This window comes from Myxococcus sp. MH1 (genome assembly GCF_059738865.1).
The window spans coordinates 9,051,088-9,064,683 of the sequence record NZ_AP026947.1 but is presented as its reverse complement, the minus strand read 5'-3'; the positions used below and the strand labels follow the sequence as shown (position 1 = coordinate 9,064,683).

Genomic DNA, 13,596 nt, shown 5'->3' with positions numbered 1-13,596 from the left:
TCCCTATGTTGGGCGTGGATGAGAGGATAGCGTGCCGCGAACCCGTAAACCCAGCTAGCGCCAGAGGATGCTGTGGGTTGGATTAGACTCACGGCGGTTCCGCCTGTCCTCCTGATGTCCAGGCAGACTGCCGGGTCAAGTCCCGAATCGTGTGTAGTTGTTCGGAGGGGGGTTCGGGGGAGGAATGCTCTTTGGCGGTGTCAAGCAGCGGCAGTGTCTGGGGTTGAGTTGAGCAGGGCCATGTCGAGGTAGCGGCGGTCGTCCCAGATACCAGTCACTTCGAGGGCGACGGCGGTGATGAGACGCAGCGCGCTGGCACGGTCCGGGAAGGCGCCCACGGAGCGGATGCGGCGCTTCACTTCGCCGTGCAGACGCTCCAGGCCGTTGGTGCTGCGCAGGCGCTTCCAGTGGGCCTTGGGGAAGGAGAAGAAGCAGGTGGCGGCGGCGAAGCCCTCGCGCAGGCACTCCATGGCCTCGGGGACCTGGCGGCCCAGTCCGGACTGGAGCGCCTCCAGACGCTTCCTGGCGTCCAGGAGAGAGGGGGCCTCGAAGACGGCCGAGGTCTCCTTGCCGAGGCGTCCTCGCAGGCGCCAGGGAGTTTTGGCGAGGACGTTCCGGGTGAGGTGCACCGTGCAGCGCTGGAGCTGGGCCTCGGGCAGTGCCTGCCGGGCCGCGGCGGCCAGTCCCGCGTGCCCGTCGGCGATGACCAGGCGCACGCCCCTCAACCCTCGCTCGAGCAGTTGGCGCAGCAACTCCAGCCAGGAGTCCTGCGACTCGCTGCCCCCCAGAGTCACGGCCAACAGGTGCCGGTGCCCATCCTCTCCCACGCCGTAGGCCACCAGGGCCGAGACGTTCTGCACCGTGCGCGCCCACCGGGCGTCCAGGAAGGTGGCATCCAGGTACAGGTAGGGGAAGGCCTGGGTGAGAGGCTGGGTGCGAAGGCCCTCCACCTTCTCTTCGAGGGACTTCGTCACTCGGCTCACCGTCGAACGCGAAACCTCCTCCCCCATGAGCGCTCGCGTCACCCGGCCCATCTTCCGCGTGGAGACGCCCTGCACGTATGCGCTGGTAATCGCCTCGTCGAGCTCTTCGCTGCGCCGCTTGTAGCGACCCAGGACGGCCTCCGCCGAGCCGCTGGCCCGCGTCCGGGGCACGGCCACCTCCAGGTGCCCCATGGACGTCAGCAGGCCTCGCAGGTAGCTGCCGTTGCGCTGGTCCTTCCGCCCTGCCACCTGCTGCCAGCGCCCGGCCCCCACCAGCCCTCGAATCTCCTCCTCCAGCAGCATCTCCAGCGTCATGCGGATGGCTCCCAGGAACAGGCCTCGCACGTCGGTGCGCACCTCCTCGTGCGAGGGCGCGGCAAACTCGGTATCGTCCACTTCAGGGAACTCCTCGGCTCCCCTGCCAGGGGGAGACCGTCTCGGTTGGTTTCACCGAGGAGCTTCCCTCTTTCCCGCTCGTCCCTGCTCGCCGACTACACACTTATAGGGACACGACCCTCAGGTTCCTGGACGGGGTCTATCTGGATCCGGTTGATATCTCGGAGCCCCCATCCAACTCCTCGTTGCCGGGCATCATCGAGAACGATGGCATCTATGTGCTGGCGGCCAATGACTACATCGACCAGCGGGCATACACCATGAAGCGCGTGAGAATCGCCACCAAGCCCGACGGGACTTGGAACTGCGAAATCCATGCGGACAACCCAGAGACGCTCTGGGGCCATCGAGGCCGTTTCAACATCGTGAAGACGGACCGGGTTCACTTCGCCGCGCAGGTGATTGGGCTGGTTCGTGGTGCGGCCCCGGAACCCGAGCCTTCGGTACGTTGAACTTCGGCTCCATGCCCACGCGACGGGTACAATCCCCCGGGTTTGCTGCCTGTCGTAGAGGCCGGATTGGGAGTACGCGGTGCCGCATTGGCGGGAGTTGCTTCCTGATAGACGAGGCAGCCTCCCCCTGGGTGGAGACCTCGTACGCACGGACGCGTCGGGCCCGGCGGACGCCGCGGTCGCCATTCTTGGCGTGTACCCCGCCGCGACGAAGCTCTCCAGGTGGGAACATGATGGGCTGGTGTGCAACCTTCCGACTCAGGTCGAGCGGACCTCTTTCGAGCCTGTCTCTCGCTCCGGAAGGGACCTGGATGCGCGCTACCTCGCGCCGCTCGGTCTCAATCGGAGCTCCGTCCTCATCACGGACCTCTGGCCCTACTACCTGTCCACCACGGTGACTGGGAAGCGCGGCCGCTCGATGGCGGACAACGTCGCGCGCTACGAGGCAGAGACAGGGAGGCGGACTGCCGTGGAGCCACGGCCTGCGCCAGATGAGCTCCTGGCGCGCTCCCGGGAGCTACCGGGTAATCTCGACCGACTCGCAGAGGTTCTCGGGAACCCAGCGCTGAGGCTCTTGCTGACGCTCGGCACCGAGGCAGCCGCGTTCGTTCGAGGACTGACGTCGATACGAGATGCTCAGAAGCTTCTCTATGGGGCGGCCGTTGAGCTGGAGCCATGGGGGCGGCCGCTCTCGATCGTGCATCTGACGCATCCAGGAAATCTGATGCGCAAGCACTCGGGATGGCAGCGGCGCCACGAAGACTGGTGCTCCGCTCTCGGGCACACGCTTGTCGCTCAGGCGCGTCGACGTTGAACTTGCGCTGGATATTGCCCCGCCAGGTCGGAACTCACGAGGGCATCCAGCCTGAGTGCCTGGCGGGGTGGAGACGGTCCAGTTCCGCGTGCCAGTGGGTGACCTGGTCCGAAGACACATCGAGGCGCGCGAGCCATGCCTGGAAGTAGCGCTCCAATTCGACGGACCGGGGATGTACTCCCCGGTGATGTCGAAGGAAGTCCTTGTAGTTCTGGACCTTGTCGGCGCGGAGCATGTCGTTGACCTCGGGCTCCGTGCTGAGCGCGATGTCTTCGGGCCCCATCAAGTCCGGTCGAGGGGACAGGGCCGCGTTGGCCGTCTCCCGGTAGTCCAGCGCGAGCGCGAGGACTCGCGGGTCGTCACTCACGCCATCGACCGGCGGCAAGGAGAGGTCCGCTCCTGTGGCGAGCGCTCGGGCCCAGGCTGCTGCGCGTTCGTCATCGTCCTGCACCAGGGGATGCAGGCAGTACGCGCGTTGAGCCCGGTCGCTCGCGCCCAGGGCACGTAGCACCCACAGCCCTTCGTCGATGTGGTGCATGTACGGTACGCCGGAGCGTCGAGCGCGACGCTGTCCGTAGAACGTCTGAATCGCGAGATACTCGCGGGCACTCGCGTCCATCCCGTGAAGATGTCAGTCGGCGGCGATGGGCGCCATCTTCAAGCGCCACGGTGTCGTGGGGCATGGCGCGACCGGTGCCGGATGCGTACCGTCCAGGGCACTCCGAACTCCATGCCGACCGTCCTGGCGCTACTTCACATCCTGGGCTGCGTGCTGCTCGCCGCCGTCTTCTTCGCTCCCGCCGGAGTGCCCACGCTCGTCCATCTGCTCAAGGGCATCTTGCGCGAGTACAGCCTGGTGATGCTGGTCCCCGCGCTCCTCACCGCGCTGGTGGCCGTCTGGTGCGCTCACGTGGACGTGTGGAAGTGGCTGCGCTGGGCGACCCCCACGTCCGCGCTGCTCGTCGGAGTCCTCGCGGCATGGCCCGCTGTCTCCGCCTGGCGGATGGCCCGTGCGAACGACCTCCCGCTCGACCTCCGCGCGTATCTCCGTCCTCTCGTCGCTGCTCGCCCCCTCCCGAGTCAGACGGTTCGCTTCGCCGAAGCCGCGGGGCGCGAACTGCACGCCGACATCTTCCTTCCCCCAGGCGCTCCATCCACTCCACGCACGGCGGTGCTCTACTTCCACGGTGGCGGTTGGCGCGGCGGCGAGCGCGCGTATGCCCGCGCCTGGGCCGACTTCTTCACCGCGAAGGGCTACGTCCTCATCGCCCTCGACTACCGGCTCTTCCCTCCCGCCACCGGCATGACCGCTCCGGGAGACGTCAAGTGCGGCATCCGCTGGGTCAAGGACCACGCGGAGACCTACGGCATCGACCCGTCCCGGCTCGTCCTGTTCGGTGAGTCCGCGGGTGGGCACCTCGCGATGCTGGCGGGGTACTCCGCGGGCGATTCCCGCCTCCCGTCCTCCTGTGGCTCCACTGGAGATACGTCCGTCGCGGCCATCATCAGCTTCTACGCGCCGGGTGACCTGGTGGCTCACGCAGCCATCAACGCCGACACGCTCGAGGGCTTCACCGGTGCACCGCTGGACGGACACCGCGAGCTGTACGAGCTGCTCTCTCCCATCCACCACATCGGTCCACGCGCTCCTCCCACGCTCCTGCTCCACGGTGGTGCCGACAGCGTCGTGCCGCCCGAGGCCTCCCAGGCGATGGCCGTCCGGCTCGCGCAGTACGCAGTGCCCCACGAGCTCTTCACGCTCCCGTATGCGGAGCACGGCTTCGACATCTGGGACGGCGGCTTCGGCCGACAGCTCGCCCGGGGACGGGTGGGATATTTCCTCCAGAAGTACGTGCCCGTCGAGTGACGCGGGCCGGGCGTGAATGAAATCCCCGGCCCCCCGTCATGAAGAGCACACGGTGAGCGGGACAGCGAGAGCGGCCCCGCCGCGGTGATTCCAGACAAGGAGAGGTCCCATGTTGGCGGTTCGCGGTGGCTCCGAGGGTGTTCGTGCGCGTGAAAACCGGTCGTCCGCGAAGGGCAGGGGATGGATGGCGCTCGCGCTGCTGCTCCTGCCCATGACGGCGGCGGCGGGTCCCGGGCCGGATTACCGCTGGGACGAGTCTCGCAACCGCCCCGGTCCCAACCGCTGCCACAGCTCCTCGGAGTGCGACGGCGCGCGCACCTGCAGCCCCGCCGGTTGGTGCCAGGGCGAGGCCCGCCCGACTCCTCCGCCCCCGCCGCCGGGCCGGGGCCATGGTCACGGCCGCGATGAGCCGCGCCACCAGCGCACCTCCTTCATCCGCAGCAAGCTCGCGGGGCTCGTGCTCGACATCGAGGGCAACAACCGCTCGCTCGGCGCCGGACTCATCGCCCACCCCGCGAAGTCCCACCGCGAGGGCAACGACAACCAGCAGTGGGAGCTGGTGCCGACCCGCGGCGGCTACCTCATCCGCAGCAAGCTCAACGGACTCGTGCTCGACATCGATGGCGCGAACAAGGCGCCGGGAACCCGGGTCATCATGTGGGAAGCCCACGGCAGCCCCAACCAGGTGTGGAAGCTCGTGCCCGGTCGCGCCCGCGGCACCTACTACATCCAGAGCGCCCTCAATGGCTTCGTGCTGGATATCGAGGGCGCCAGGAAGGATGGCGCGGGTCGGCTCATCGTCTACCCGATGCATCGCAAGGCGGCCGACAACCAGCTGTGGCGCGTGGACCTCTGAGTCGCCCACCTGAATCCGTGGGACCGTGGCGGCACTGCTCGAACAGGGTGCCGCCTTCGCCGTTGCTGGAGCCGCCTCGATGCACGTGGCCCGCGAGGGCAGGCGCGTGTCGGCTGGTTCACGACGGCGGCTCGCGACTCGCAGTGCTCCCGCCCGAGGCCCCGTGTCGGGCTTGTGAGCCGTTGGCTCGCTCTTCGAGACTGGACGCCCACGCCGACACCTTCGTCCAGCTCCCGCGCGCGCGGCACTCTCCTGGGAGTCGTCATGCCTGTCTCGCGCAGGTGCGCTGTGTCCCTCGTGTCCCTGGCCGTCCTCGTCTTCGCGTGCTCTCGCGGGTCGCCCCAGCCGCAGCAGGACGAGCTCCCTCCGTTCTACCGCACGCCTGACTCGCTCCCGACCTCCTCTCAGGGCGATGTCCTCCGGCACGAGCCGCTCACGGGCTTCGCCGCGTTGGAGCAGGCGGGGAGCAACGTGCGCGTGCTGTACCGCTCGGATGCGGTGAAGGGGGACCGGCCCATCGCCGTGTCCGGAATCATCGCGCTCCCAAAGGGAGAACCGCCGGAAGGTGGCTGGCCGGTGATTGCCTGGGCACACGGGACGGTGGGCGTGGCCGACAAGTGCGCGCCATCGCGCGATGTGCTGGGCTCGAGCGCCCATTGGTACAATCAGGCGCCGCAGCGGTTGCTGAACTACTTCCTGGGCGAGATGAAGTGGGCCGTGGTGATGACCGACTACGAGGGGCTCGGCACGGAGGGGCGGCACCCGTACCTGCTGGGACGCTCGCAGGCACGAGGCGTGCTCGACAGCGTGGTGGCGGCGCACAAGCTGTACCCGGGCAAGCTGTCGAAGAAGTACGCCATCGTGGGCCATTCCCAGGGAGGACAGGCCGCGCTGTTCTCCGCGGCCGAGGCCCCGGAGCGGCTGCGAGGCAAGGACCTGGAGCTGGTGGGCGCGCTGGCCTATGCGCCAGGGTCCGCGATGCACCTGACGTTCCCGCTCGCGGTGCAGGTCGCGGAGGCCTCGCCGGACGCCGCGTTCATTCCACTCTTCCTCACCGGGGCCGCGGAGGGAGACCCCGACGGAGTGAAGCTGGAGCAGCTGCTCAAGCCGCAGGCCCTGAAGCTGTACGCGGAGGTCGACACGAAGTGCCGCACCGAGCTGAGCCTGACGGACTCCTGGGGGAGCTTCATCCCCAAGGGCAATGTGATGAGCGAGACCGCGAACTGGCCGCCGTTGCTCGCGCAGCTGCGCGCGATGCACCCGGGATATCTGAGCATCGGAGTCCCGGTGCGCCTGGTGCAGGGGCGCCTGGATGCGCGCGTGAATCCGGCGCAGACGTGGGTCGTCCGCAACGAGCTCATCGCGCGTCAGGCCTCGGTGGAGTACGTGGGGTGCCCGGTGGCGGACCACTTCGGCGTGTTGGGCGATGACATCCCTGGCACCGTGGCCTGGCTGACCCAGCGCTTCGGAGGAAGCGCTCCTCCCGATGTCCTGAGCTCGTGCCAGGTCCTCACCGAGCTGTCATCCGTGACGCCCTAAACCGAAGTTCGTGATTCTCGATCAGGCTGAAGGGCGGGCAGGCGGGAAGTGCGCGGGAAGAGGGAGCAGGGGCACTTCTCGTTCGGCTCTGTGTGCGCAGAAGACCTGAGAGCGAGAAGGCCCTGCCCGAGGGCAAAGGTAGGCAGTGGCTGAAGAGGAAGCAGCGGCAGGCGCTGCTGAGGTGGGGTGAGCGGAGTGGCTGCCCGCTCACCATGCGGCGGTGCATGGCCGTGGCGGCTGTGGGGCGGGGAGCCTCATGCAACGCGGCAGCCCGGGAGTTGGGCTGTGCAACCTCCACCGTCGTCAGCGCAGTGCGCCGCTACCGGGAGGACGGACGCGGAGCGCTACGAGACAGGAGGGAGGGCAACGGCCAGCGCAAGGTAGACGAGCGATTCCGAGAGAGGCTGGCGCGGGTGCTGGTGGGAACGCCCGAGGACTGGGGCTGGTGCCGGCCCACCTGGACACGGGAGTTGCTGTGCCTGGAGCTTGAGCGCCGCGGGCTGCCCCAGGTCTCCGTGGCGACCATGGGCCGCGCGCTCACCTGGCTCGGCGCGCGGCGCAAGGCCGCCAGGCCCATCGTCAAGTGTCCCTGGCCCGCGTGGAAGCGTCGGCGCCGGCTCTACGAGTTGAAGTGCCTGCATGCACACAAGCCCCCCGAAGAGCCCGTGCTCCACGTAGATGAGGTGGACATCCATCTCAACCCCAAGGTCGGACACGACTGGTGTCTTCCGGGGCAGCGTCGGGTGGTGGTGACCCCGGGCAACAACCAGAAGCGCTTCCTGGCTGGAGCGTTGAATGTCCGGACGGGAAAGCTGACGTGGGTGGAGGGCAAATCCAAGGCCAGCGACCTCTTCATCCAGTTGCTCTGGCGGCTGGCGGGGGAATACCGGCGCGCTCGTCGCATCCACCTCGTGCTGGACAATGCAGCGGTCCACACCAGTCAGAAGACTCGCAAGGCGCTGGTCCAACTCAAAGAGCGCATCGTGCTCCACTTCCTGCCGCCCTACTGCCCCCAGGGCAACCGCATCGAGCGCGTGTGGCTCGACCTGCACGCAAACGTCACGCGAAACCACCGCTGCCGCACCATGGCCCAGCTCATGGTGCGGGTACATGCCTACCTCGACGCGCGGAATGCACAGCGCTCTGCCTGTCCATCCCTGCGCCGAGCCGCCCTCAGGCGCGCCTCCTGACGTCGTGCGAGAATCGAGATCGTTGGTTTAGCAGGAACCCACGCGCACACACCACGCCCTCAAGACCCTCCTCGGGACTCACCCCACGTCGGCTGAATCCAGAGCGCTTCGCGTGGAGGTCGGGGCGCGACCTGCCGCGGACAGACGCGCCTCGTGGGCTCCAGAGGAGGTGCCTCTGTGGGGATGCGCCTCGCCGCAGGGTGGATTTTTCTGACGGCGGTGGTCGCATCATGTGTGTGTTTGACTTGGGTGGCTGAAAGGAAGACGCTGCTTGGACTCATGGCTGTCCATGAGTCCACGAGGAGAGGTGACCATGCGAGGCTTCATGGCTTTGGCTGCGTTCCTGACCCTGTCTGGCTGGACCGGGCGCACGGAGGCGCCGGCGGCATCCCCCGAGGAGTCGACCTCCGCGGAAATCATCTGTGCGAACATCACGAGCGAGTCCCTCTGCCGCATCAAGGGATGCGTCTGGGATTCGGAGTTCGGCACCTGCGGCGATTGAGCCGAGCCCCTCGGTCCAGGCCCTCGGGCGGGTGAGTCAACCGGGCCATTGACATGCGGCCCGGTCTTCCCTGCACTGTCGTCATGGCAGCGCCTCGCGAGGTCCCCATCATCCTCGGCGTCTTCGTCGCCCTGGCCGCGATGATGGCTCACGTCATCGCGACCCGGCTGGATGTGTCCTCGCCTCGACCCGAGGGCCCGCGTGTCGCGCCGCTCGCCCCCGAGGCTCGGGCCCCGTCGTCCCAGGACTGGGGTGTCATCGTGGGCGTCGGCGCCCTGGGGCTCGTGGCGCTCGGCGCGCAGGTCCACTCCCGACGCTCGCGGTTGCTCCAGGAGGCCGCGATGCCCCCGCCCTCGGCGGAGGAGGCTGCGTCTCCAGGCCCGTCCGTCGCGCAGGCGCGGGCCTTCCTGGCGTGGCGCGGAGCGCGGAGGGTGCTGGCGCGACGCACGGGCCTCGTCCTGGCGGAGTGGAGCGCGTTCACGGCGCTGTCGCTGTGGCTCATGCTCCGCGCGCCTTCCGGGGACTGGCTGTCGTTCGCCCTGCCGTGCCTCCTGCTGGTGTTCCCCGGGCGCGTGTACGTGCGCTATCGGGAGGGGGAATCCCTCTGGGTGCCATGGATGCTGGGCCTGTCGGTGGTGGTGCTCGCCGCGACGCGCGAGCCTCGGTGCACGTGGGGGCTGCTGCTCATCGCCGGCGTGTGCCAGGTCTGCGTGTGGCGGCAGGAGCGGGGCACGTCGTCCGGGTGACGCCCTCGGCTCAGGCTCCGGAAATCACGGCGATGGCGGTCTCGGGTGTCATGCCCTCGGCCACCAGGGAGAGCAGCAGCGACTGTCTGAACTCCTGGGTGCGCAGAATCCAGCCGGGGATGATGTCCGGGAGCGAGGCGCTGACCATGCTCGCCGGTCCCAGGAGCGTGCGTCCCCATCGCTCGATGATGGTGCGGGCGAAGGCATCACTCTCGGGCGTGCGTCGCGCCGTGCTCCCCGTCCTGGGACGACGGGCTGGCGTGGACGTGGCCTCGGGCTCGGGCGCCAGCAGGCCGGTGAACACCCGCATCAGCGTGGAGGTGACCACGCCCACGCCGCCGCCGAACGCGGACAGGCCGCCCTGCAGGAGCGTGCCGCCGATGATGCGGGCCATGCCGCCCTCGACGAAGCGCAGGCCGGCGTTGCCCGCCATGTGCTCGAGCAGGGTGATGGGGAGCAGCCGCGCCGCGGCCCCACCCGAGGGCAGGAGCCTCGCGAGCGTCTGCGCCGGGAGCCCCGTGGCCTCCAGGATCGCGCCCTGCATGATGCCGCAACTCGTGGGCGTGCCGCGCAGCCAGCGAAGGATGGCATTGCCTCCACGCTGGGCGACGGCGACCGCCTGCTCGATGGTGACGGCGGCCTCCGCGGCCTCGATGACCACGTAGGCGTTGGCTCTCCGCGCGACGCTCTCCGCCAGCTGGGGCGTCAGGGCCTGGGGCACCTCCTGGAAGAGCACGCGCAGCGGACCGCCGTGGAGCTTCATGATCTGCCCCGCGGCGTTGCGGGCGTAGATGACGGCGTGATTCAGCCCGCCTTCCGTCACCGCGACCATGGCGCCGCGTCCCAGGGCTCGCTCCAGTTCGGTGGCCGCGGCCGCCCGCGTGGCGAAGACCGCGCCGCCCTCGCGACCGAAGGCCGCCGCTGTCTCGCGCGCCATCGCCTCCGTGAGGATTTCGCCTCCCTCGCGAACGACCAGCTCGCCCGCGGCGCGCCGGGCCACGGCGGTGCGGTAGACAGAGACGGGGACGCGGATGAGCGCCCGGCCCGCGACGCCCGCGGCGCCCAGCGTGGCGAAGTCGACCATCAGGAAGCCGGTGCCCAGGGCGCGCTGGAAGAACGACTCCGCCTCGCGAATCTGCTGGACCGAGCCGTAGACGGGCACGAGCGCCCAGAGGCTCCTGGAGGGGTCCGGGGCGCCCTCCGCGTGGCGCCGCTGGTTCTCCTCGGTGCTGTCGGAGGTGGCCCACGTGACGACGCCCGCCACCAATCCGATGCCCGCCAGCACGAGCCACGGCGCGATGCGGTGCAGGTCCTCTCCGGCGCCCTCGGTCAGCTCGTAGGGTGACTGGATGAGGGCCGCGCGGGTGGCGCGCTCGGCCTCGCGCTCGGAGGGCCAGGAGGGCTCGCTGATGCGGCCCCGGCCACCCCCGAGCCGCGCCTGGACGGTGTGCGCCAGCTCGTGCCCCAGGATGTGTCGCCCCGCGCCGCTCGCGACGTCGACGTCGCCTCCCAGGACGATGTGGTCGCCCAGCGTGAAGGCCGCGGCGCCCACGGACCTGGCCGCTTGTCTCGCGCCGGGGCCGGTGTGCAGGCGGACCGGTGACAGGTCGTAGCCGTAGGACTGCTCGAACGGCGCCCGGAGCCAGGCGGGGACAGGGTTGCCACCCGCGAGTCGGGACAGGGAGGGGGAGGCGTCGCCCACGGGCGCGCGGGGCGTCAGCGCGGCGCGGAGCAGGTTCGTTCCGAACGTGCCCACCGTGGCCGCGACGGAGGTCGGGATGGCGCCCAGCGCCGGCCCCGGGCTGACGGGAGCGCTGGGGGCCTGCACCCTCCCCAGCGGCCGGGTCGTCGCGCCGCCGGGCATGGGACGCAAGGCGCGGGCGGGCGGGTACAGCGCGACGGTGCCGATGTCGAAGCGAGGAGCCCTGTCGGCGGACTCACCCGGGGAGACGTCCGAGGTGGGCGCGGCGGAGGGCTGTGCGGCCACCGTCCGGGTCACACGTGGAGGCGTGGCCTTCGGCGCCGGTGCGGGCGTGGCTGCGCGAGTCGCGGAGTGCAACGAGCCCATGGACGTCCCCCTCGTCGGACCTGCGGGGACATTGTACCCGAAAGGGGGGCGGAGGGCTGCCCGCCCCACCTCGGCGCGACGTTCCGGCTCAGCGCGCCTGGGAGATGCGGTTGTTGGTGCCGGTGTTGCTGATGCGCGGCTTCTTGCCCTTCTGCGGGCCCTGCTTCCAGACGACGTTGTTGTCGCTGCCCGTCGTCTCGATGCGGCGCACGGTGTGGGCGCTGACCTTGTTCTCGCTGCCCGTCACCTCGATGTACTCGCAGGTCCCGGTCAGGATGACCTGGTTGCTGGAGCCGACGATCTCCACCTTGCCGCCTTCGCCGCAGTCGTGCTTCACGGTGCGGTCGGAGTCGACCAGCTCGAGCGAGCCCTCGCTCTGGGACGTCGTCTCCGCCGCGTCGTCGTCGTCACGCGCCGCGGCGCCGTTGGCCTGGATGTCGACGCCCCCGCCGCGCACCCGGGCCGAGCCGTCGCGAGTCTCGATGGTGGCGCCTGGCGCCTTCACCCGGACGTTGCCGTCCTTGCCGACCTTGACCGACGCGGCCTCGTCGTCGTCCTGGGCGCTGGCGGACATCGACCCGAGCACACATGCGATGACGATGAAGGCCTTCGACTTGAATGGGTTGCGCATTGCGGTGGACCTCTTGTGTGGATGCACGCGCAATGTACGCACCGGCGGCGCGGAGATTCAAAATCCGCGCGATTCCTCGGGCGCCAGCCCCTGGATTGCAGTGGCCCTTCAGCTGGGCACCCGCAGCGGCAGGGGGCATGGCGGCGGTGTCCGAATCGTGCTTTCACGGGCGCCCATGACGGATGCGGACACCCCAGGTCGGTGGCTCGTCGAGCAGTCGGTCCGGCGACTCGTGGCGGAGTGGTCGTCCCGTGACGAGCAGCGTCGTCCTCGGGGAGCCTGGGTGGTGCTGTGGGGGGCCATCGCGCGCGACGAGGACCTCGAAGGGGCCACGGTGACGGTGCCGCTGCTCGCGGCCTGGTTCCTGACCGACGCCGGCTTCGTGCGGCGGGACGTGTGGAGCTACCTGCGCCACCGCGCGCTGCGGTGCTCGTCCGTGTTCTCTCCGCTGGCGACCGAGGTGGGCGTGCTCGAGGTCGCGCTGTATCGCGGTGGGACCCAGGTGTACGCGGCGAGCCACCTGGGTCCTCGGGACGCCTGCGGCGTGCGCCTGGAGCGGGGTCCGGATGGTGAGTTGATGGAGCAGCGCGTCTGGGTCTCGTGACGGTGCGCCGGGGGCAGATGTTGGATGTCAAAGGGGCCGAGGAGAATCGGCTCAGTGCGTGCCGGGACTCTCCTCCGCGGACTTCAGGAACGTGTTCCACGCGGTGAAGAAGCTCGCATTGAAGAGCCTTGCTCTGCCATCCGAGACATGCACGCCGACGAGGTAGTGCTTGCCTTCGCGTGTCACCCAGACAGGGCCTCCGCTGTTCCCGGTGGCCGTTTCGATGTCGTACGTCATGAGGTTGTTGTCGATGCCGACGACGACTCCGCTGCCCAGGTGGAGCGTGTGCGCATCGGAGATGTCGCCGCCGGGATACCCTCCGAGGAAGAGCGCTTCGCCGACGCGGGGCACGACCTGCGGGTCCACCAGGAACGGGTCATCACTCACGACGCTCGTCCCCAGGTCGATGAACGCGAAGTCGAACTCGAACTTTCGCTCCGAGCCATGCAGGCGCCATGCGTAGCCTGGCGCGGAGACCCGCTGCTGGATGTGTTCCCGATTCAAGCTCGCGATGACCGTCTGCGCCGTGGCCGTCTTCTGGTTGCAGCTGACGTCCACGTGGTCGAGCCACCCCAGGGGATAGTCGTAGACGTTGTGCGCCGCCGTGATGAGGTATCGACCCTGGGCCAGCGCGGCGCTCCCATTCGAGTAGACGTCGCCGATCCACAGCTTCTTGATGCTCCGCCGCCGGGTCGTCAGATGACACACGGCTTCCAGGGGTCTGGAGAGCTGTGTCACCGGCGACTGCTGCTGCCTGGCGGAGGAGGGCGTGGTTGGATGCGATTCATCCGGATACGGGTACGCGCCGAGGATGGAACAGCCAGCGGTCGATGCGGCGAGCACTGCCCAGAGCGCGGGATGTTTGCGGAGCATTGTTCCTGGAAGGGGCTGTGGGAGGGGAGCGGCGTGCGACAACGGCGTGGCCTGGGGTGTGTGGGGCGTCACACC

Annotated in this window: 13 protein-coding genes; 8 read left to right on the top strand and 5 right to left on the bottom strand. The window is 69.2% G+C overall.

Annotated elements, in window-relative coordinates:
• Positions 1-200: 200 nt before the first annotated feature.
• On the bottom strand, positions 201-1,379 hold the full coding sequence (locus tag AC6JA9_RS35765; RefSeq protein ID WP_497958490.1) for an IS256 family transposase: 1,179 nt from the start codon (positions 1,377-1,379) through the stop codon (positions 201-203).
• 185 nt (positions 1,380-1,564) lie between these two features.
• Here AC6JA9_RS35765 and AC6JA9_RS35760 point away from each other — a divergent pair, with 185 nt between their 5' ends.
• Positions 1,565-1,831: a hypothetical protein gene (locus AC6JA9_RS35760; protein WP_426745053.1), complete on the top strand. Its 267-nt coding sequence runs from the start codon at positions 1,565-1,567 to the stop codon at positions 1,829-1,831.
• 848 nt (positions 1,832-2,679) lie between these two features.
• On the opposite strand, the gene AC6JA9_RS35755 is transcribed toward AC6JA9_RS35760, so the two are convergent.
• Positions 2,680-3,030, bottom strand: a complete 351-nt coding sequence (locus tag AC6JA9_RS35755) for a hypothetical protein (protein WP_223781470.1) — start codon at positions 3,028-3,030, stop codon at positions 2,680-2,682.
• A 345-nt stretch (positions 3,031-3,375) separates the two neighbouring features.
• Here AC6JA9_RS35755 and AC6JA9_RS35750 point away from each other — a divergent pair, with 345 nt between their 5' ends.
• From AC6JA9_RS35750 to AC6JA9_RS35725, 6 genes are all read left to right on the top strand, one after another.
• Positions 3,376-4,512: an alpha/beta hydrolase fold domain-containing protein gene (locus AC6JA9_RS35750; protein WP_497958489.1), complete on the top strand. Its 1,137-nt coding sequence runs from the start codon at positions 3,376-3,378 to the stop codon at positions 4,510-4,512.
• A 109-nt stretch (positions 4,513-4,621) separates the two neighbouring features.
• The gene (locus AC6JA9_RS35745; protein WP_473570971.1) at positions 4,622-5,368 is read left to right on the top strand and encodes an RICIN domain-containing protein; all 747 of its coding nucleotides are present in this window, start codon (positions 4,622-4,624) and stop codon (positions 5,366-5,368) included.
• Between the two features lie 297 nt (positions 5,369-5,665).
• Positions 5,666-6,907 carry an alpha/beta fold hydrolase gene (locus tag AC6JA9_RS35740; RefSeq protein ID WP_267699523.1) on the top strand — a complete coding sequence of 414 codons (1,242 nt, stop codon included), beginning with the start codon at positions 5,666-5,668 and terminating at the stop codon, positions 6,905-6,907.
• 224 nt (positions 6,908-7,131) lie between these two features.
• Positions 7,132-8,097, top strand: coding sequence for an IS630 family transposase (locus tag AC6JA9_RS35735; protein WP_497958488.1), 966 nt, complete (start codon positions 7,132-7,134; stop codon positions 8,095-8,097).
• Between the two features lie 313 nt (positions 8,098-8,410).
• Complete coding sequence (locus tag AC6JA9_RS35730) at positions 8,411-8,599, top strand: hypothetical protein (RefSeq protein ID WP_223781474.1); 189 nt, start codon at positions 8,411-8,413, stop codon at positions 8,597-8,599.
• An 83-nt stretch (positions 8,600-8,682) separates the two neighbouring features.
• A complete protein-coding gene (locus AC6JA9_RS35725; RefSeq protein ID WP_497958487.1) occupies positions 8,683-9,345 on the top strand; it encodes a hypothetical protein in 663 nt (220 codons plus the stop codon).
• Between the two features lie 10 nt (positions 9,346-9,355).
• Here the strand turns inward: AC6JA9_RS35725 and AC6JA9_RS35720 are convergent, their stop codons facing one another.
• Both AC6JA9_RS35720 and AC6JA9_RS35715 read right to left on the bottom strand, forming a co-directional pair.
• Positions 9,356-11,332: an eCIS core domain-containing protein gene (locus AC6JA9_RS35720; protein ID WP_473570973.1), complete on the bottom strand. Its 1,977-nt coding sequence runs from the start codon at positions 11,330-11,332 to the stop codon at positions 9,356-9,358.
• 169 nt (positions 11,333-11,501) lie between these two features.
• Positions 11,502-12,044 (bottom strand): DUF3060 domain-containing protein, encoded by a 543-nt coding sequence (locus AC6JA9_RS35715; RefSeq protein ID WP_426745058.1) that lies wholly within the window; start codon positions 12,042-12,044, stop codon positions 11,502-11,504.
• 175 nt (positions 12,045-12,219) lie between these two features.
• Here AC6JA9_RS35715 and AC6JA9_RS35710 point away from each other — a divergent pair, with 175 nt between their 5' ends.
• Positions 12,220-12,648 (top strand): hypothetical protein, encoded by a 429-nt coding sequence (locus AC6JA9_RS35710; protein WP_426745059.1) that lies wholly within the window; start codon positions 12,220-12,222, stop codon positions 12,646-12,648.
• A gap of 51 nt (positions 12,649-12,699) precedes the next feature.
• On the opposite strand, the gene AC6JA9_RS35705 is transcribed toward AC6JA9_RS35710, so the two are convergent.
• The gene (locus AC6JA9_RS35705) at positions 12,700-13,521 is read right to left on the bottom strand and encodes a trypsin-like serine peptidase (RefSeq protein WP_223781479.1); all 822 of its coding nucleotides are present in this window, start codon (positions 13,519-13,521) and stop codon (positions 12,700-12,702) included.
• Positions 13,522-13,596: the final 75 nt, after the last annotated feature.

Excerpts from the sequence above, each read along its gene's own strand:
- AC6JA9_RS35710 (WP_426745059.1), top strand. The coding sequence starts at position 12,220 with ATGACGGATGCGGACACCCCAGGTCGGTGGCTCGTCGAGCAGTCGGTC.
- AC6JA9_RS35730 (WP_223781474.1), top strand. The coding sequence starts at position 8,411 with ATGCGAGGCTTCATGGCTTTGGCTGCGTTCCTGACCCTGTCTGGCTGG.
- AC6JA9_RS35735 (WP_497958488.1), top strand. The coding sequence starts at position 7,132 with ATGGCCGTGGCGGCTGTGGGGCGGGGAGCCTCATGCAACGCGGCAGCC.
- AC6JA9_RS35715 (WP_426745058.1), bottom strand. The coding sequence starts at position 12,044 with ATGCGCAACCCATTCAAGTCGAAGGCCTTCATCGTCATCGCATGTGTG.
- AC6JA9_RS35725 (WP_497958487.1), top strand. The coding sequence starts at position 8,683 with ATGGCAGCGCCTCGCGAGGTCCCCATCATCCTCGGCGTCTTCGTCGCC.
- AC6JA9_RS35705 (WP_223781479.1), bottom strand. The coding sequence starts at position 13,521 with ATGCTCCGCAAACATCCCGCGCTCTGGGCAGTGCTCGCCGCATCGACC.
- AC6JA9_RS35745 (WP_473570971.1), top strand. The coding sequence starts at position 4,622 with ATGTTGGCGGTTCGCGGTGGCTCCGAGGGTGTTCGTGCGCGTGAAAAC.
- AC6JA9_RS35750 (WP_497958489.1), top strand. The coding sequence starts at position 3,376 with ATGCCGACCGTCCTGGCGCTACTTCACATCCTGGGCTGCGTGCTGCTC.